The following is an 18,329-nucleotide window of genomic DNA, read 5'->3' as shown; positions in this document are numbered from 1 at the left end:
GTCAGAGCACCGCGTTCTGGAAGTCGAAGTCCAGCTCGCTGCCGACCGACTGCACCACGTTGCCTTGGATGAAATCGATACCGCTCATCCACATCGCGGCGGCGGCCTGCGGATCCTCGATCTGCTGGCCGATGATCTGCAGCCCGGCGCGGTGCGCGGCGTCGATCGCCCCGCGCAGTTCGTCGCGCAGCGCCTGGTTGCCATGGCTGCCGGCAAAACGCCCGGCCATGCGCACGAAGCCCAGCGGCAGCTGGGTCATCAGCGCGTTGGCCTCGTCGCTGGGCTCGAACTGGCTCAGGCACAGCTGCACGCCCGCCGGCATCAGCTTGGCGCAGAACTGCTGCAGGGTCACCGCATGCACCAGCGCGTCGGCCAGGCGCACGTCGATCACCAGCGAACTGCCGGCGATCTGCCGGTCGGCGATGGCCTTGAGCAGCCAGTCGGCGAACGCCTCGCGGGCCAGGGTCCGCAGCGACTGCGAGACGAACAGGCGCATCGGTGGCGTGGCGTGCTGGTAGCGGTGCAGCAGGCCCAGCGCGTGGTCGAGCACCTGCTGGTCGAGATCGCCGATGCGTCCGGCGGCCTCCGCGGCCGGGATCACCTGCCCGGCCGAGAGCAGGGTGCCGTCGTTGCGGCGCAGGCGCAGCAGCACCTGGTACTGCGCGGTGTCGCTGCCGGCGACGGCCACGATCGGCTGGTAGGCCAGTTCGATCTGTCCTTCCAGCAGCGCCAGGTGTTCCTGCGCGGCGGCATCGGCGTCGCCCTGGCTGGCGGCCACGCCGTCGGTGACCAGGCGTGCCTGCAGGGCGGCGCGCTCGACCGCTTCCAGCGCGACGCCGGCGTCCTCGAAACCCTGCGACAGGCGGGCGTGGCCGATGGCGCAGCGCAGGTGCAGGGATTCGTCCTCGCGCACCAGGAAGGGATGCGCCGACAGCGCCTGGCGCACGGAGCGGGCCAGCGCCTCGACCGCGTCCTCGTCCAGGCCGCGGGCCAGCAGCAGGAAGCTGTTGTCGTTCAGCCGCGCCAGCAGGTGCGGGCGCGCGGCTTCGGCCAGGCGCCGGCCGGCCTGCATCATCAGGCGCTCGAAGGCGGCATAGCCATAGCGTTCGCGCAGTCCGAGCGCGCTGGCGATCTCGATGAACATCAGCCCGCCGCGCTCGGCCGCGGCCAGCGCCGTGGCCAGCTGCAGCATCAGGTTGTGCCGCGTGGGCAGGCCGGTCTCGGGGTTGTTCAGCGCCGGGCCGGCGGCCGTGCCCTGCGACTGCTGGCGCGAGCGGCGGATGCGGTTGGCCACCGCGGCGACCAGGTGGCGCGGGCGGATGGGTTTGGTCAGGAAGTCGTCGGCGCCGCTGTCGAGCACCTCGAACTGGCGCTCCGGGTCGGGGTCGCCGGTCAGGAACACGATCGGCAGCAGCTGCTGGTGCGGGTTCTGGCGGATCAGCGCGGTCAGGCGCATGCCGTCCAGCCCGGGCATGTGCAGGTCCATCAGGATCAGGTCGGGGCGGTGCTCGACGATGGCCTGCTGCACGCCTTCGGCCTCCATCTGCACGATGGCCTGCATGCCGGCGCCGTGCAGCACGCTCTGCGCGAACAGCGCCTGCGAGCGGTCGTCCTCGACGATCAGCACACGGTACGGCGTTTCGGCGGCGCTGGGCTGGCCCGGTTCGGACGCGGCGCCGGCCGGCGGCGCGGAGATATGCGCCCGGACCGCTTCGGCCGGCGGCGCGTTCCCCACGCTCCAGCGCTGCCAGTAGTCCGCGGGCGGAACCTCCGCGCGCGACAGGCGGGCGGAGGGGGTGGATGTGTCGTTGCTTGCCATTGGTGCTCCCCGTATGCCGTGGATTATGCGGTCAAGGAGGCGGCGGCAGCGAATGGTCCCTTGCCATGGCCGACGGCTCGGCCGGCCGTGGCGGCGCGGCGAACAGGCGCTTCACCCCGCGCCAGAGCGCGCGCCAGACCAGCCATACGGTCAGCGCGCCGAGCAGGCTGGCGCCCAGTACGAAAACCAGCGCCAGCCAGGGGTGGGCCAGCGCCAGGGCGAGGCCGGCGATGACCACGCCGTCCTCGGCCACCGAGGCCGCCCAGTTGCTGGCCGGTTCCGGGGAGGTGTTCAGCAGCGCGCGGGTACCCGCTTTCAACCCATGGCTGGCCAGCGCCACGCCGGCGCCGGCGGCGAGCGCGCCGGTGCTGAGCTGTCCGTCCGGCGAAAAGGTCGCCGCCGCCAGGAAGGCGCCGGCCGGTACCCGGGCCAGGGTCTGCAGCAGGTCCCAGATCGAATCCACGCCGGGGATCTTGTCGGCGAAGAACTCGGTGGCCGCCAGCGCGGCCGACGTGCCCAGCACCCACCACGACTGCGTGGCCTGCAGTGCCGGCGGCAGGTCGACCCAGCCCAGCAGGCCGGCCAGGCCGACGCCGAATACGGTCAGGTACACGCGGATGCCGGCCAGCCAGGCCAGCAGGATGCCGATGACGAAAACGTGGGCTTCGGTCATGGTCGCGGACTCCCGCGGGAACTGTGAGCAGGATCGCAACTATCGACCAAGCCTTTGGCGATTGCCAGTTCCCGGCGGGCCGTGGCGGGAGTCGTTTACACTGCCCAGCCGTTTCAACCGGAGCGAAGGTGCCGCTTCGCGCAGGATCCGGCACCGGTGTGCATCGCCATGAGCAACCGAACCCCGTCGCGTTTCCAGATCACCCTGCGGGGGACGCCGCAGCGGCCGGCCTGGACCGGGCTGGCCGTCCTCGCCGGCGCCTGGCTGCTGTCGCTGCTGCTGGCCGGCTGGCTGGCCGCCCGTTACGCCTCGCCGGACGCCGGTGGACTGCGCGAGCGCCTGCGCCAGAGCGAGCGCACCGTCGCCGACCAGCGTGCGCAGATCGAGGAACTGCGGCAGAAGCAGGCCACGCTGGAGGCATCGGACAGGATCAGCCGCGCGGCCAACACCGAGGTGCAGGCGTCGCTGGCCGAGCGTGACGAGGAAATCGCCGGGCTGCGCGCCGACGTGGCGTTCTACGAGCGCCTGGTCGGCGCGACCAGCCAGCGCAAGGGGCTGAACGCGCACTCGGTCGAATTCTCCGCCGAAGCCGCCGGCACCTGGCATTACAGCGTGGTGCTGACCCAGAACCTGAACCGGGGCGCGATCAGCCAGGGACAGATGCGCTTCTCGGTGGAAGGGGTGAAGGACGGCAAGCTGGCCACGGTGACCTGGGACGAACTGCACCAGCGCCGCGACGTGCCCGGGCAGGCCTATTCGTTCCGTTATTTCCAGCGCCTGGACGGCAGCGTGATGCTGCCCAAGGATTTTACCCCGCAGCGTGTGCGAGTCTCGCTGGCCGGGCCCGGGGGGAGCGCGACACAGACATTCGATTGGAAACTCGCCGGCAACGGCAGAGGGGAGCAGTGATGTTCAAGAACAAGTCCAGCCGCGACAGCCACCTGGTCGTGGACGCCCTGATCGGGCCGCAGGTGGTGATCCGCGGCGACGTGCTGTTCAGCGGGGGCCTTTACGTGGAAGGGCGCATCGAGGGCCGGGTGATCGCCGAGGAGGGCGCCAAGGCGGTGCTGACCCTGGCCGAGCAGGGGCATATCGACGGCGAGGTGCGCGCGTCGGTGGTGGTGCTCAGCGGGCGCATGGACGGCGATGTGCACGCGGGCGAACGCATCGAGCTGACCCCGACCGCACGGGTCAACGGCAACGTGCACTACCAGGTGGTGGAGATGGGCGCCGGCGCGCAGCTCAACGGCCGCCTGGTCCATGCCGCGGCGATGGCCGCGCTGCCCTCGCCCGAGGCGGTTGCGGTGCAGGAGAAGGCTGAAGCGGCGGAGGCTTGAATCGGCGCGCGGCCGTCCCCATGCTGGGCGCATGAGTACGCTCGTTTCCCTGCCCGGCGCGACGGCCGCCCCCGATTACCAGTCCCTCGATCGCCCGCTGAACTTCACCGCGGCCGCCGCGGCCAAGGTCAGCGAACTGATCCGCGACGAGGGCAATGACGCCCTGGCCCTGCGCGTCTACATCCAGGGTGGCGGCTGCTCGGGCTTCCAGTATGGCTTCGAGTTCGACGAGAACCGCGCCGAGGACGACCTGGCGGTGGTCACCGATGGCGTCACCCTGCTGGTCGATCCGCTGAGCCTGCAGTACCTGATGGGCGCCGAGGTGGATTACAGCGAAAGCCTGACCGGCGCCCAGTTCGTGATCCGCAACCCCAACGCCCGCACCACCTGCGGCTGCGGCAGCAGTTTCGCCGTCTGAGCGGCGCGCAGGGCGCCTGTCCTGCGCGGCTGCGCCGGCGCGCCGACGCCCGCCGGGAACTTCTCGCCACGATGGTTTGCCGGTAGGCTGCCGACGATGCCCGCTTCCGATCCTTTCCTCCACGGACATGCCTTCGCCGGCGCCGCGCTGGATCGCGCCGATGCGCTGCGCGACGACGCGGACGCCCTGGCCCGGCTGTGGGCCGATGCCCGCGTGCTGGTGCTCGATGCCGACGGCACGGCGTTCGCCGATGCGGATGGCCAGCCTTTCCTGACCAGCGGCCGCGAACTGGGCGGTGGGCCGGGCGCGGCCATTTTCCTGGGCATGCAGCAGGAACGCGCCTGGTTCGTGGTCGAGGCGTCGATGGTCTCGGCGCAGGCGCCGGGGCGCATCGACCTGCGCCGCGCCGCGGCCGAGTGGCCGGCCGACGTGTCGGGCGCGTTCTGCTACGCGCGCGGCATGTCGTACTGGCATTCGCGCAACCGGTTCTGCGGCGTCTGCGGCGCCGCGGTGGTTTTCGGGCGCGGCGGTTTCATCGGCCGCTGCGGGCAGTGCGGCACCGAGCACTACCCGCGCGTGGACCCGGCGGTCATCGTCGCGGTCGAGCATGACGGCCGCCTGCTGCTGGGGCGCCAGTCCAACTGGGCGCCGCGCCGCTGGTCGGTGCTGGCTGGTTTCGTCGAGCCGGGCGAGACCTTCGAGCAGACCGTGGTGCGCGAGGTGTTCGAGGAGACCCGGGTACGGGTGATCCAGGCCGAGTACCTCTGCACCCAGCCCTGGCCTTTCCCGGGCGCGCTGATGGTCGGCTTCCGCGCCACCGCGCATGGCGATGCGCCGCAGGTGGACGGCGAGCTGGAGGACGCGCGCTGGTTCGACGCCGAGGAAATCGGCGCGGCGCTGCGCCGCGAGCAGGCCGACGACGGCCAGGGCATCCTGCTGTCGCCCCGCATCTCGATCGCGCGCACGCTGATCGAGGACTGGTACCGGCGCCGGCAGGCATGAGGCCGGCACCTGGCCGTCGCCGGCTTCGGCATGCGCGGCCCCGACGGGGCCTACAATCGTGGCCCGGAGGATTCGCATGTTCACGACCCTGGTAGCGGTGATCGCGGCGCTGGTCCTGGGCCACCTGGCGCCCGGGCCGATGGCGGCCCTGCGCGACTGGCGCTGGTTCGGGCGCTGGCTGGGCTGGCTGCAGGTGCACGAGGGCGGCGGCAATGCCGGCCGTTTCGGCCTGCTGCTGGCGGTGGCGCCCTGCGTGCTGCTGGTGGCGGTCGTGCAATGGCTGCTGGCCGGGCGCCTGTACGGACTGCCGGCGCTGCTGTTCGGCATCGCGGTGCTGGCGCTGTGCTGGGGGCCGCGCGACCTGGACCGCGACGTCGAGGCGGTCATCGACGCCGAGGATGCGGCTAGCCACGACGCGGCCATCGCCCAGCTCCAGTCGGCCGGCGGCAGCCTGCGCGAGGATGCGCCGACGCTGGTCGACGCGACCCTGTACAACGCGCTGCGGCGCTGGTTCGCGCCCCTGTTCTGGTTCCTGCTGCTGGGCCCGCTGGGCGCGGTGCTGTACCGGCTGCTGGCGCAGTCGGTGCACGGCCCGATCGCCGCCACCGTGGCCGTGCAGGCGCGCGACATGGGCGCCGGCGCGCTGGCCCTGCTGGAATGGCCGGTCGCCCAGCTGATGGCGCTGTCGATGGCGCTGGTGGGCAATTTCGACACCGTGTTCTCGGCATGGCGCCGCGCCGGCGGCAACCGCTGGGCGCTGGACCTGGCGTTCCTGGGCGAAGCCGCGCGCGCCGGGGTCGGCATGGAGCTGGCCGAGGATGCGGCCGATGCGCGCGAGGCCGGCCTGGTGCCGCATGCCGAACGCCATCCCGAACTGCGCGATGCGATGAGCATGGTCTGGCGCATGCTGCTGCTGTGGATGGCGCTGCTGGCGCTGTTGATCATCGCCGGCTGGGTGGGATGAGCGCGGCGTAGGCGCCGGCTTGCCCGGCACGGACTTCGCCGGGAGCGCCTCTGGCGCATCCACGAGTGATCGCGCCACGCAGGCAGGGAGGCGCGCATGACGCATGGCGCGCCGCTGCGCGTGGGAACGTTGCCGCCAGGTGTGTTTTTCAGCCCGGCGCGAGCAGGGTAAAGGGATACCACGGGAGGTTGCGTGCGATCCGCGCCACGCAGGCAGGGAGGCGTGATGGCGCATGGCGCGCCGCCGCGCGTGGGAACGTTGCCGCCAGGTGTGTTTTTCAGCCCGGGGCGAGCAGGGTGAAGGGGTGCCGCGGGAGGTTGCGTGCGACCCGCGCCACGCAGGCAGGGAGGCGCGCATGACGCATGGCGCGCCGCTGCGCGTGGGGACGTTGCCGCCAGATGTGTTTTTCAGCCCGGCGCGAGCAGGGTGAAGGGGTACCACGGGAGGTTGCGTGCGATCCGCGCCACGCAGGCAGGGAGGCGTGCATGACGCATGGCGCGCCGCCGCGCGTGGGAACGTTGCCGCCAGATGTGCTTTTCAGCCCGGCGCGAGCAGGGTGAAGGGGTACCACGGGAGGTTGCGTGCAACCCAATAAACCGGCAGCAACACCAGCCACAGCTTCGGCTCCATCACCACCTTCATCAGCGGCTGCAGCCAGCGCGGGTTCCAGCCGGCGGACCAGAGCACCATCAGCGGGACCAGGGCCAGTGTCGTCAGGCCCAGCGGATTCATCGAGAACGCGCGCAGCAGGTCGCCATGGACCAGCGCATGCAGCGCGCGCGTCAGCCCGCAGCCGATGCAGTAGTACCCGGTGAACGCCAGGAACATGCAGGGCGGGAAGGGGTTGCCTTCGACATTCGGGTCGAAGGTCCACAACAGCCAGATGCCGACGGGGACCGCCAGTGCGATCCCCGCCAGCGCGAACCGGTGGCGCGTTCCGAGCTGGAGCGCCACGGCTTACTGGTATTGCTGCAGCATTTCCATGTAGGCCGCGCTGCCGCCCATGGCGAAGTAGATGACGTTGAACAGCAGGCCGACGATGGCCAGCGCGGTGGCCACCCAGCACCAGGTCTTGGCGCTGTTGGAGGCGCGGCGGGCGCCTTCGATGTCGCCCTGGTTCAGCAGGTTGTTCACCTTGCTGGAGAACACGATGGCGACGATGCCCACCAGGCCCAGCGGGCAGCACAGGCAGGTGGCCAGGACCGTGGCGATGATCGACCAGGCCAGGTGGTTGGGGATGCTGCTGGTGGGATTGACGGTATTCATGCGTTCTCCGATGGGGTTGCGGTCAGCGTGACTTGCAGGCGTTCGCCGCGGTCAGCGACGAGAGGATCATGGCCGTGACCCAGCACAGCGGCCAGGTGATGAAGCCGATGAAGACGAAGCACAGCAGGACGTTGACGAAGGTCAGCGCCCAGTAGCCGAACATGATGATCAGGCCGGTGCCGACATTGCCGGCATACATGTGGCCGATGCCGAAGGTCTGCAGGAACAGCCCCGGCAGCACTTCCAGCAGGGCCGCCACGCCGCCGGATTTCTGCGGGTGGTAGTAGTGGTGCACCTGCTGCGGCGGTGGAGCGGGCGGGGGCGGTGGGATGTCCATGGTTCCTCGGTGTCGGCGCTGCCGTGCGTTCCCTGCAGCCGCGTTGGGGGGTTAGCGTAGCGATTTGTCCGGCAGGCGGCAAAGCCGTTCAGGCATGGTCGCCGCGCAGCGCCCTTACCCGGGCCTCCAGCGCCGCCGCGTCGGTCGCCGCGCCATCGAGCGCGGGGCCGGCGACGACCTCGACATGGGCGCGGAAGCGGCGCGGTACCCGCATCCGCCCCAGCCGCGTGTCGCGCCGGCTCCACATGCTGGCCCACATGCCCTTCAGCGCCAGGGGCACCACCGGCACCGGGCGCCGGGTCAGGATCTTCTCCACGCCCGAGCGGAACGGGGCGATGGCGCCGTCGCGGGTCAGCGCGCCTTCGGGAAAGATGCAGACCAGCTCGCCTTCCGCCAGCGCGGCGTCGATCGCGTCGAACGCGCGCTGCATCAGCTCCGCGTCTTCCTTCGGGCTGGCGATGGGGATGGCCTTGGCGGTGCGGAAGATCCAGCGCATCACCGGGATGTTGAAGATGCGGTAGTACATGACGAAGCGCACCGGGCGCGGCACCACCGCCGACAGGATCAGCGCGTCCATGTAGCTGACATGGTTGCAGACCAGCAGCGCCGCGCCTTCGTCGGGCACGTGCTGTTCGATGCCGGCCGGGCGCAGGCGGTACAGCGTGCGCACCATCAGCCAGCTCAGGAAGCGCATCAGGAACTCGGGCACGATGCTGAAGATCCAGGCGGCCACCAGCACGTTGGCGATGGCCAGCGCCAGGAACAGCTGCGGCACGCTCCAGCCGAGCACGGTCTGGGTGAGCAGCCCGGCCAGCGCCGCCAGCACGATGAAGCCGGAGTTCTGGATGTTCAGCGCGGCGAATACGCGCGACATTTCCGACTTAGGCGTGCGGCTCTGGATCAGCGCGAACAGCGGCACCACGAACAGGCCGGTGAACAGGCCGATGCCGAGCAGGTCGACGACGATGCGCACGCTGCCGGGCTGGTGCAGGAAGCCGGCCACGTCCAGCCCGCTCGCCGCCACCGTGCCGGTGCGGGCGAAGTACAGGTCGAACAGGAACGCGCTCATGCCGAACGCGCCCAGCGGCACCAGGCCGATCTCGACGATGCGCCCGGACAGCTTCTCGCACAGCAGCGAGCCGGTGCCGGTGCCCACCGAGAACAGCGCCAGCGCGAAGATGTACAGGGTCGAGCCGCCGCCCAGGTTGACCTCGGCGTAGGCCGGCAGCTGCGAGGTCAGGATGGTGCCGACGAACCAGAACCAGGACACGCCCAGCACCGCGTTGCGCACCGCCTTCTGCTTCCTCGCCATGCGCAGCACGGCCAGCGATTCGGACAGCGGGTTCCAGTTGATCTTCAGTGCCGGTGCGCCTGCGTCCACCTTCGGGATCAGCCGCGCGGCGGTGTTGCCGGCCACCGCCAGCACGATCACAGCCACCGCCGCGACGATCGGCCCCTGGCTGCCGGCCAGGGTGAAGATCAGTCCGCCGGCGATCATGCCGCAAAGGATCGAGAGGGACGTGCCCATCTCGACCAGGCCGTTGCCGCCGGTGAGTTCCTCCGGCTTGAGGATGGACGGCAGCACCGAATACTTCACCGGCCCGAACAGGGTGGACTGCAGCCCGGTGCAGAACAGCGCCACCAGCAGCACCGGCATGCTCTGGGTCAGGAAGCCCAGCGCGGCCAGCGACATGATCACGATTTCCATCGTGGTGGTGATGACGATCAGCCGCTGCTTCTCGAGCTTTTCGGCGAACTGGCCGGCCAGCGCCGAGAACAGGAAGTAGGGCAGGATGAAGATCGCAGGGGCGAGCATGGCGTAGATGCTGCGCTCCTTCGTGCTGACGCCGAGGAAGAACAGCAGGCCGATGATGGCCTGGCGGTACACGTTGTCGTTGAAGGCGCCCAGCGCCTGGACGACGAAGAACGGCAGGAAGCGGCGCTGTCCGAGCAGCGCGAACTGGTTATGGCCGGCCACGTGGGTTCCTTGGTTTGCGGCGCACCTTAGCAGGTTCGATGGATGCCCCGCGCGCGGCCGCGGCGGGCAGCAGCTCGAGCAGGGCGCGTGCGGCGGGCGTGGGATCGGCGCGCCACACGGCGCAGGTGCGGAAGCGGAACGGTTCGGCCAGCGGGCGCACCGCGACACCCTGCATGCGCGTGGCCATGCTGTCCGGCATCGCCGCCACCGCCAGCCCGGCGGCCACCAGCTGGCGCAGCAGTTCGCCGTGGCTGACCTCGTACTGCAGCTGCGGCGCGACGCCGCGCTCGAGCAGGGCGTCGTCCATCATCCGCCGCACGCCGGCGCCGGGCACCAGCGCGGCCAGCGACACGCCGTGCAGCGCCTGCAGCGGCACCCGTTGCCTGGCCGCCAGCGCATGCCCGGGCGGCAGCAGCAGCGACAGGCCTTCCTCGTCCAACAGGCGGTGCTGCGCCGGCAGCGGCACCTGCGGGCCGACACCGACCAGCGCCACGTCGAGCCGGCCCTCGGCCAGTTCCGCCAGCAACTCCTCGCTCATGCCCACGCGCAGGTGCACGTCCACCGCCGGGTGCGCGGCGCGGAACCGGGCCAGCAGGGCGGGCACGTCGACCACGCTGAGCGCGGTGATCTGGCCGATGCGGATGTGGCCGCGCACCGTGCCCAGCGCCAGTGCCATTTCCTCCTGCAGGCGGGCGGCGGCCTGCAGGGTGAGCCGGGCGTTGCGCAGGAACACCTCGCCAGCCGCGGTGGGCCGCACCTGGCGATGGCCGCGCTCGAACAGGCGCGCGCCGAAGGCCTCCTCCAGCCGCGCCACCTGGTGGCTCAGCGCCGACTGCACGGTGTGGCAGCGCGCCGCGGCGGCGGTGAAGCCGCCTTCCTCGGCCACGGCGACGACGAACTCCAGCTGGCGCAGGGTGAACATGCCATCACTAGAACAGATGGAATTGATGATGACAATGCATTTGTGTCATCCATCGCGCGCCCACAGACTTGGCGCCCGTTCCCCCTCACAGGCCTTCGCGATGTCCGCCGACTCCGCCCCCGCCCATACCCTCGGCCAGTCGCGGGTATTTCTGCTGGCCGCCGCCACCGGCCTGATCGTGGCAAGCAACTATTACGCCCAGCCGCTGCTGCAGCTGCTGGGGGAGGCGTTCGCGCTCGGCGCCGGCAAGGTCGGCTGGGTGGTGACCGTGGCCCAGCTGTCCTATGCGGCCGGGCTGCTGCTGATCGTGCCGCTGGGCGACCGCCTGGAGCGGCGCCGGCTGATCGTGACGCTGTTCGTGCTGGCCGCGGCGGGGCTGGCGATCAGCGCCAGCGCCGGCCACTTCGTGCAGCTGCTGGCCGGCACCGCGCTCAGCGGCCTGTGCGCGGTGGCCGCGCAGGTGATCATCCCGCACGCGGCGACGCTGGCCGCGCCGGAGCGGCGCGGGCGGGTGGTGGGCACGATCATGGCCGGGCTGCTGCTGGGCATCCTGCTGGCGCGCACCGCGTCGGGCGTGCTGGCCGGCATCGGCTCCTGGCATACCGTGTACTGGGTCGCGGCCGTGGCGCTGCTGCTCATGGCGGTGGCGCTGGCCCGCGCGCTGCCGGCCTACCGGCCCCACGCGACGCTGCCGTACCCGCGCCTGATCGCCTCGGTGCTGGCGCTGCTGCGCGACGAGCCGGTGTTGCGACGGCGTTCGCTGCTCGGCGCGCTGCTGTTCGCCGGCTTCAGCGTGTTCTGGACGCCGCTGGCCTTCCTGCTGTCCGGCCCGGCCTATGGCTATTCCATCGCCACCATCGGCCTGTTCGGGCTGGTCGGCGCGGCCGGTGCGCTGGCGGCCAGCCGTGCCGGCCGCCTGAGCGACCGCGGCCTCGGCCGGCGGGTGACGGGCGGCGGCCTGCTGCTGTTGCTGCTGTCGTGGCTGGTGCTGCTGCTGGCGCCGGTCTCGCTGGCCGCGCTGGTGGTGGGCGTGCTGGCGCTGGACGTGGCGGTGCAGGCGGTGCACATCGACAACCAGAGCACGATCTACCGGCTGGACGAAGGCGCCCGCAGCCGCATCACCGCCGCCTACATGACCTGTTACTTCATCGGCGGCGCGGCCGGCTCGGCGCTGGGCACGCTGGCCTGGACCCGGTCTGGCTGGACCGGCGTGTGCGGGGTGGGCATCGCCCTGGCGGTGGTGGCGCTGCTGGCGATGCCGCGCGCGCCGGCGTCGCGCTAGGCGGCGGCCGGCGACGGGGCGGGCCGCGTTCCGCCGCCCACCGCCTCGTCGGCCGCGGCGCGCAGGCGCGGCAGCAGGCGCAGGATCAGCGCCAGCTGGGTACGCACCAGCCGCGACTTGTCGTCGCTGTCCTCGGGCAGCTGCTCCAGCGCGTCGGCCAGCGCGCGCTCGTCGTCCCCGGCCGCAGGCGCGGCCTGCCGTTCCGACAGCGCCTTGGACAGGCCGGCCAGCGCCTGCTGCAGGCAGCGCTGCGCGTCGCCGACCAGCGGGTCGTCGCTCACCGCCGCCTGCGCGCGGTGCGCGCCCAGCGCGGACAGGTAACCGAGCAGGGTGTTGGACAGGGCCAGGAAGCGGAAACCCGCATCGAGGTTGCCGCGCGCGTAACCGGGCTCGCGCAGCATGTTGGACAGCGCCACCGACAGCGCGACGTCGGCGTTGTGCATGTCGCGGCGGGCGATGCGGTAGGGCAGGTCGTCGCGCATGCCGCTGCGGTACTGGCCCAGCACCTCGTCCAGGTAGCGCGTGCTGGTGGCGATCACCTGCGCCATCACCTGGTGCAGGCGCCGGCCCTGCCAGTCGGGCAGGATCAGCAGCGAGGCGGTGGCGGCGATGGCGCAGCCGATCAGCGTGTCCAGCAGGCGCGGCCAGATCAGCACGAAGCCATCGCCGAGCAGGTTGAAGCACAGCAGCGCCATGGTCGTGATCGCGGCGGTGGCGATCACGTAGCGGTCGGTGCGGGTGACGAAGAACAGCAGCGCGGCGGCCAGCGCCAGCAGCAGCTGCAGCGTGGTGCCGGGGAACAGCTGCATCAGCGCCCAGGTCACGCCCAGGCCCACCAGGGTGCCGCCGATGCGCTGCACCAGCCGCAGCCGGGTGGCGCCGAAGTTCGGCCGGCACACGAACACGATGGTGAGCAGGATCCAGTAGCCGTTGCTGGGATGCACCAGCTTGAGCACCGCATAGCCGGCGATCAGCGCCAGCGCGATGCGCACGCCGTGGCGGAACAGCAGCGAGCCGGGCGTCAGCGCCTGGCGCAGGCGGGTGGCCATTTCGCGCAGGGTGTGCGGCGAGGAATCGCGCAGGCGCGTATCGATGCCTTCCAGCGGCGTGTCGGCCAGCGACGCCTCGGACAGCTGCCGGGCGATGCTGGACAGGTTGGTCGCCAGCAGCTGCAGCGAGCCGAGCAGGCGTTGCCAGCGCGGGTTGTGCTGGTCGCGCAGGTACTGCAGCGAGTGCTCCAGGTCCTGCCCGGCCTGGCGGTTGCGTTCGCCGTAGTCGAACGGCTGGCGCAGGCGGATGGCCTGGCCCAGCGCCATGCAGGCGCCGCCCTGCAGCGACAGCAGGCGCCGGCAGCGGTACAGCACGTCGCTGTGGAAGAAGGCCTCGGTCAGCGCCTCGTAGGGATAGTGCGAAGAGCTGGCGCGCTCGTGGAAATCCTGCGCCATGTAGTACAGGCGGAAATACAGGCCGGACTGCACGCCGGGCCGCCCGGAACGGCCGAAGCGGCTGAGGATGGCGGTCTTGGCGGCGTTGAGCGCCTGCACCACGCGCACGTTCTGCTCGGCCAGCGCCAGCCGCCGCGCTTCCAGGTCGCCGTGCCGCACCGGTTCGAACAGGTCGGCCTTGAGCTGCAGGTAGCGGCCGAGCTCGCCGAACAGCCGCGCCAGCCGCTCGCGTACCGGCCGGTTGGCGAACATCACCGTCCACAGGATCGACAGCGCGCCGTACCACGCGGCGCCGGCCAGCATCTGCGCCACGTCGCGCCAGGCCGCCGCGGTGCCGGTGCCGGCGCCGCGGTGCTGGTCCATGGCGATCATGGTGTAGATCGCCAGCGTCACCGTGGCCTGGCCGATGGAGGCATAACGCTCGCCCAGCGCGCCGAGCAGGGTCAGGGCGAACGCGGCCAGCGCCAGCGCCGCGACGAAGGGCAGCGGCCAGTCGAACAGCTGGATGACCGCCGCGGCGGCGGCGACGAAGCACAGCAGCGACAGCAGCACCGACTTGCTGCGGCCCCAGCCGTTGTCGTCGGTCTCGGCCACCGCGCTGGCGATGGTGCCCAGGAACAGCGACGGCAGCGGCTGCAGGTCGCCGCGGTACCAGCACACGGCCATCAGGGTGGACAGCGCGATGGATACGCGCAGCCCGTAGCTGGCCTTCTCGTGGGCCCAGAGCCGGTTCAACAGGCGTTCGGTGGGGCGCATGCCGGTGCGGGGTGTCGCGAAGCGTGGGGATGGCCCAGCTTGCAGTGCGGGCGTGAAAGCGGCAAGGCGGCGGGGCAATGCCCGGCGCGAAGCAGCGCACATGCAGGCGCGCGCCTGTAACGCATCGCCGGGGAAATCGCCCGCGGCGCAGGCGCTGCCCTATCGGTGCGGCGCGTTGGCCCCGCGCATGAAGTCGACGAACACCCGCAGCTTGGGCGCGAGCTGCTCGCGCGACGGGTAGTACAGGTGGAAACCCGGGAACGGCGGCTGCCAGGCATCGAGCAGGCGCAGCAGGCGGCCGGCGGCGAGGTCGTCGGCCGCGGCCGCCTCGAACACCTGCGCCAGCCCCAGCCCGGCGATGGCCATGCGCCGGCCCAGCCCGCTGTCGTTGAAGATCGGCCCGCCGCCGACCTCGACGCTGAAGTCGTGGCCGTCGCGGGTGAACTCCCACGGCATCAACCGGCCGTCGCTGCGCCGGTAGCGGATGCAGGCGTGCGCGCCCAGCGCCTCGGGCGTCTGCGGCGGCGGATGCCGGCGCAGGTAGTCCGGTGCGCCCACCACCACCAGGCGCTGCGGCGGCCCCAGCGGCACCGCCACCATGCCGTCGGCCAGCGATTCGCCCAGGCGGATGCCGGCATCGAAGCCCTCGGCCACCAGGTCGACCAGCGCCGCCTGCACCGCCAGCTCCACTTCGACGTGGGGAAAGCGCGCGGAGAACGCCGGCAGGTGCGGCAGCAGCATGCGTTCCACCACGATCCGCGGCGCGGTGATGCGCAGGCGCCCGGCAGGGATGTCGCGGCTTTCCTCCAGCGCCTGCAGCGCGCCGCCGATGCGCGCCAGCGCCGGCGCGGCTTCGCGCAGCAGGCGTTCGCCGGGCTCGGTCAGGCCGACCCGGCGTGTGGTCCGGTGCAGCAGGCGCACGCCCAGCCGCCGTTCCAGGCTGCGCACCGCCTGCGAGGCGGCCGAGGCCGACATGCCCAGTTCGATCGCCGCGCGGCTGAAGCTGGCGTGGCGCGCCACGCAGGCGAAGGCGGCCAGTGCCGGCAGCAGTGACGGCTCGATTGTGAAGTCGGGCTTCATTGAGGTTGCAGATTATCCGGATTTATCGATGGAAGCCCGCCCTCTACAGTGGCCTTCCCCTGAGATGGAGCAACGCCATGAAAACCCGCACCCTCGGCCGCAACGGCCCCACCGTTTCGGCGCTCGGCCTCGGCTGCATGGGCATGAGCGCGTTCTATGGCGGCCGCGGCGACGATGCCGCGGCCATCGCGGTGATCCACCGCGCGCTGGAACGCGGCGTCACCCTGCTCGACACCGCCGACATGTACGGCCCGCATACCAACGAGGTGCTGGTCGGGCGCGCCATCGCCGACCGCCGCGAGCAGGTATTCCTGGCGACCAAGTTCGGCATCCGCCTCGATCCGTCCGACCCGCAGGCGCGCGGCGTCGACGGGCGGCCCGAGTACGTGCAGGCCGCCTGCGAGGCCAGCCTGAAGCGGCTGGGCGTGGACCATATCGACCTGTACTACCAGCACCGCGTGGACCCGGCCGTGCCGATCGAGGACACGGTGGGCGCGATGGCGCGGCTGGTCGAGCAGGGCAAGGTGCGCTGGCTCGGCCTGTCGGAGGCGGCGCCGGAGACGATCCGACGCGCGCATGCGGTGCACCCGATCACCGCGCTGCAGACCGAGTACTCGCTGTGGTCGCGCGAGCCGGAGGAGAACGGCGTGCTCGCGATGGTGCGCGAACTGGGCATCGGCTTCGTGCCGTACTCGCCGCTGGGCCGTGGCTTCCTGACCGGCGCGATCCGCACGCCGGAGGATTTCGACGCGGACGATTACCGCCGCCATTCGCCGCGCTTCCAGGGCGACAACTTCGCCCGCAACCTGGCGCTGGTGGAACAGGTGCGCGCGCTGGCCGCGGCCAGGGGCGTCAGCGCCGGGCAGCTGGCGCTGGCCTGGGTGCTGGCGCAGGGCGAGGACCTAGTGCCGATTCCCGGCACCAAGCGCCTGGCGTATCTGGAAGAAAACCTCGGCGCGCTGGACGTGGCGCTGGATGCCGACGACCTGGCGCGGATCGACGCGGTGTTCCCGGTCGCCGCCGCCGCCGGCGCGCGCTACCCGGCCTCCAGCATCGGCAGCGTGCATCGCTGACACGCACCGGTAGGAGCGGCTTCAGCCGCGAAAGGCGCCTTCCCGGTAAAGCTTCTCGCGGCTGAAGCCGCTCCTACGGGGAGCGGCGAGGGCGCGCCAGTCGATGTCGCTGCGGCGGAGCCGTTGGCCGTTGCCTCGCACCGCTCTGCGTCCTCCGCCCTTGTAGGAGCGGCTTCAGCCGCGAAAGGGGCCTTGCCGGTAAAGCCCTTCGCGGCTGAAGCCGCTCCTACGAGGTAGGGGCGAGCGTGATGGCTTGCGCTTACTGCTGCTCGCGGGCGATGGCGCGCCAGCCGATGTCGTTGCGGTGGAACTCGTTGGCCCAGTGGATCTTCGCCACGCCGGCGTAAGCGCGCTGCTGCGCGTCGGAAACGCTGTCGCCCAGCGCGGCCACGCACAGCACGCGGCCACCGGCGCTGACCACGTTGCCGTCGGCGTCCAGCGCGGTGCCGGCATGGAACACCTTGGCGCTGGCCGGCACTTCCGCCAGGCCGCCGATGACGTCGCCGGTGACCGGCGTTTCCGGGTACGGCCTGGCAGCCATCACCACGCCCAGCGACGGGCGCGGATCCCACTGCGCTTCCACGCCGGCCAGTCCGCCGTCGATGGCGGCTTCCACCAGGTCGACCAGGTCGGACTGCAGGCGCAGCATGACCGGCTGGGTTTCCGGATCGCCGAAGCGCACGTTGAATTCGATCACCCTGGGCGCGCCGCTGGCGTCGATCATCAGGCCCGCATAGAGGAAGCCGGTGAACGGCACGCCGTCGGCGATCATGCCGGCCACGGTCGGTTCCACCACCTCGCGCATCACCCGCGCATGTACCTCGGGCGTCACCACCGGCGCCGGCGAATACGCGCCCATGCCGCCGGTGTTGGGGCCGGTGTCGCCATCGCCCACGCGTTTGTGGTCCTGGCTGGTCGCCATCGGCAGCGCGACGCGGCCATCGACCATGGAGATGAAGCTGGCTTCCTCGCCTTCCAGGAATTCCTCGATCACCACGCGCGCGCCGGCGTCGCCGAAGGCGTTGCCGCTGAGCATGTCGCGCACCGCGGCCTCGGCTTCGGCCAGCGTCATCGCCACGATCACGCCCTTGCCGGCGGCCAGGCCGTCGGCCTTGATGACGATGGGCGCGCCCTTCTCGTGCAGGTAGGCCAGCGCGGCGTCCACCTCGGTATGCACCGCGTAGAACGCGGTGGGAATGCCGTGGCGGGCGAGGAAATCCTTGGCGAAGGCCTTGCTGCCTTCCAGCTGCGCGGCGGCGGCGGTCGGCCCGAAGATGCGCAGCCCGGCGGCGCGGAACGCGTCGACCACGCCGGCCACCAGCGGCACTTCCGGGCCCACCACGGTCAGGCCCACGGCTTCGTCCCGGGCCAGCTGCAGCAGGCCGGCGATGTCGGTGACCTTGACCGCCACGTTGCGGCACTTGCCTTCGCCCGCGGTGCCGGCGTTGCCCGGCGCGACGAGCACTTCGCTCACGCGCGCGGACTGGGCCAGTTTCCAGGCCAGGGCGTGTTCGCGGCCGCCGGAGCCGATGACGAGGATCTTCATGGGGTCAGTTCCTGTGGGGAATTCAAGGAGAAGAACAGTCGGAGGCCTTCAGCGTCGCCTCGAAGAACACCGCGCCATCGGCATCGACGAAACGGCGGCGCATGCCGCCGCCGGCCGCATACACCGGTACCAGCGATGCTTCGCCGCACAGCTCATGCATCGCCGCCTGCTCGTCGGCGCGCAGCGCGTCGAACACCTCCGGCCTGGCCTTGGCCATGGCGCGGGTGATGTCCGGGGAGCGGATCACCAGCACCAGGTCATCGCCATGGCGGTGCACCGATTCGATCACCAGTCCGTCGCGGTAGGGCGTGGGCAGTTGCCTGCCGAGCGCGGCGATGGCCTGCTGCTGCGCATCGCCCAGGCTGTCCCTGCCGCAGGCGGCCAGCAGCGGCAGCAGCAGGGCGACGGGGAGCAGGCGCTTCATCGTCTGC

The 18,329-nt window shown here is 71.4% G+C and carries 18 protein-coding genes; 7 read left to right on the top strand and 11 right to left on the bottom strand.

The window, feature by feature from the left end:
* Position 1 precedes the first annotated feature (1 nt).
* Together AC06FP_RS02545 and AC06FP_RS02540 are read right to left on the bottom strand one after the other, a co-directional pair.
* Complete coding sequence (locus AC06FP_RS02545) at positions 2 to 1,819, bottom strand: EAL domain-containing protein (RefSeq protein WP_478074372.1); 1,818 nt, start codon at positions 1,817 to 1,819, stop codon at positions 2 to 4.
* 31 nt (positions 1,820 to 1,850) lie between these two features.
* On the bottom strand, positions 1,851 to 2,492 hold the full coding sequence (locus AC06FP_RS02540; protein WP_456117209.1) for a DUF4126 domain-containing protein: 642 nt from the start codon (positions 2,490 to 2,492) through the stop codon (positions 1,851 to 1,853).
* A gap of 168 nt (positions 2,493 to 2,660) precedes the next feature.
* On the opposite strand from AC06FP_RS02540, the gene AC06FP_RS02535 reads away from it, so the two are divergent.
* The 5 genes from AC06FP_RS02535 (at position 2,661) to ampE (ending at position 6,213) form a co-directional block, all read left to right on the top strand.
* Positions 2,661 to 3,401 (top strand): DUF6776 family protein, encoded by a 741-nt coding sequence (locus AC06FP_RS02535; RefSeq protein ID WP_478074371.1) that lies wholly within the window; start codon positions 2,661 to 2,663, stop codon positions 3,399 to 3,401.
* The gene (locus AC06FP_RS02530) at positions 3,401 to 3,829 is read left to right on the top strand and encodes a bactofilin family protein (RefSeq protein WP_456117207.1); all 429 of its coding nucleotides are present in this window, start codon (positions 3,401 to 3,403) and stop codon (positions 3,827 to 3,829) included. Before AC06FP_RS02535 ends, AC06FP_RS02530 begins: the two co-directional genes overlap by 1 nt.
* Before the next feature lie 31 nt (positions 3,830 to 3,860).
* Positions 3,861 to 4,247, top strand: a complete 387-nt coding sequence (gene erpA, locus AC06FP_RS02525; protein ID WP_456117206.1) for an iron-sulfur cluster insertion protein ErpA — start codon at positions 3,861 to 3,863, stop codon at positions 4,245 to 4,247.
* A 96-nt stretch (positions 4,248 to 4,343) separates the two neighbouring features.
* Positions 4,344 to 5,249, top strand: a complete 906-nt coding sequence (gene nudC / locus AC06FP_RS02520; RefSeq protein ID WP_478074370.1) for an NAD(+) diphosphatase — start codon at positions 4,344 to 4,346, stop codon at positions 5,247 to 5,249.
* Between the two features lie 76 nt (positions 5,250 to 5,325).
* Complete coding sequence (ampE, locus tag AC06FP_RS02515) at positions 5,326 to 6,213, top strand: regulatory signaling modulator protein AmpE (RefSeq protein WP_478074369.1); 888 nt, start codon at positions 5,326 to 5,328, stop codon at positions 6,211 to 6,213.
* Between the two features lie 537 nt (positions 6,214 to 6,750).
* Here the strand turns inward: ampE and AC06FP_RS02510 are convergent.
* From AC06FP_RS02510 to AC06FP_RS02490, 5 genes are all read right to left on the bottom strand, one after another.
* Positions 6,751 to 7,167, bottom strand: coding sequence for a DUF2752 domain-containing protein (locus AC06FP_RS02510; RefSeq protein ID WP_478074368.1), 417 nt, complete (start codon positions 7,165 to 7,167; stop codon positions 6,751 to 6,753).
* 3 nt (positions 7,168 to 7,170) lie between these two features.
* Complete coding sequence (locus AC06FP_RS02505) at positions 7,171 to 7,479, bottom strand: CD225/dispanin family protein (protein ID WP_456117202.1); 309 nt, start codon at positions 7,477 to 7,479, stop codon at positions 7,171 to 7,173.
* Between the two features lie 22 nt (positions 7,480 to 7,501).
* The gene (locus tag AC06FP_RS02500; protein WP_456117201.1) at positions 7,502 to 7,816 is read right to left on the bottom strand and encodes a hypothetical protein; all 315 of its coding nucleotides are present in this window, start codon (positions 7,814 to 7,816) and stop codon (positions 7,502 to 7,504) included.
* Positions 7,817 to 7,904: 88 nt separating this feature from the next.
* The gene (locus AC06FP_RS02495; RefSeq protein ID WP_478074367.1) at positions 7,905 to 9,794 is read right to left on the bottom strand and encodes an MFS transporter; all 1,890 of its coding nucleotides are present in this window, start codon (positions 9,792 to 9,794) and stop codon (positions 7,905 to 7,907) included.
* Positions 9,781 to 10,716: a LysR family transcriptional regulator gene (locus AC06FP_RS02490; RefSeq protein WP_478074366.1), complete on the bottom strand. Its 936-nt coding sequence runs from the start codon at positions 10,714 to 10,716 to the stop codon at positions 9,781 to 9,783. The genes AC06FP_RS02495 and AC06FP_RS02490 overlap by 14 nt, the downstream gene beginning before the upstream one ends.
* Positions 10,717 to 10,816: 100 nt before the next feature.
* Here AC06FP_RS02490 and AC06FP_RS02485 point away from each other — a divergent pair, with 100 nt between their 5' ends.
* Complete coding sequence (locus AC06FP_RS02485; RefSeq protein ID WP_478074365.1) at positions 10,817 to 11,998, top strand: MFS transporter; 1,182 nt, start codon at positions 10,817 to 10,819, stop codon at positions 11,996 to 11,998.
* On the opposite strand, the gene yccS is transcribed toward AC06FP_RS02485, so the two are convergent.
* Entirely contained in the window at positions 11,995 to 14,199 is a 2,205-nt protein-coding gene (gene yccS / locus AC06FP_RS02480; RefSeq protein WP_478074364.1) for a YccS family putative transporter, read from the bottom strand. The two genes, AC06FP_RS02485 and yccS, sit on opposite strands and share 4 nt — an antisense overlap.
* 159 nt (positions 14,200 to 14,358) lie before the next feature.
* A complete protein-coding gene (locus tag AC06FP_RS02475) occupies positions 14,359 to 15,279 on the bottom strand; it encodes a LysR substrate-binding domain-containing protein (protein WP_478074363.1) in 921 nt (306 codons plus the stop codon).
* Positions 15,280 to 15,356: 77 nt separating this feature from the next.
* On the opposite strand from AC06FP_RS02475, the gene AC06FP_RS02470 reads away from it, so the two are divergent.
* On the top strand, positions 15,357 to 16,352 hold the full coding sequence (locus AC06FP_RS02470) for an aldo/keto reductase (RefSeq protein ID WP_478074362.1): 996 nt from the start codon (positions 15,357 to 15,359) through the stop codon (positions 16,350 to 16,352).
* A gap of 259 nt (positions 16,353 to 16,611) precedes the next feature.
* On the opposite strand, the gene purD is transcribed toward AC06FP_RS02470, so the two are convergent.
* Entirely contained in the window at positions 16,612 to 17,898 is a 1,287-nt protein-coding gene (gene purD / locus AC06FP_RS02465) for a phosphoribosylamine--glycine ligase (RefSeq protein ID WP_478074361.1), read from the bottom strand.
* 22 nt (positions 17,899 to 17,920) lie between these two features.
* Positions 17,921 to 18,322 (bottom strand): hypothetical protein, encoded by a 402-nt coding sequence (locus AC06FP_RS02460; RefSeq protein ID WP_478074360.1) that lies wholly within the window; start codon positions 18,320 to 18,322, stop codon positions 17,921 to 17,923.
* Positions 18,323 to 18,329: the final 7 nt, after the last annotated feature.

It is taken from the genome of Stenotrophomonas sp. Steno-Z2 (assembly GCF_056393235.1).
Note: the sequence above shows the minus strand (reverse complement) of the source record. Positions and strands in the feature narration are given on the sequence as shown.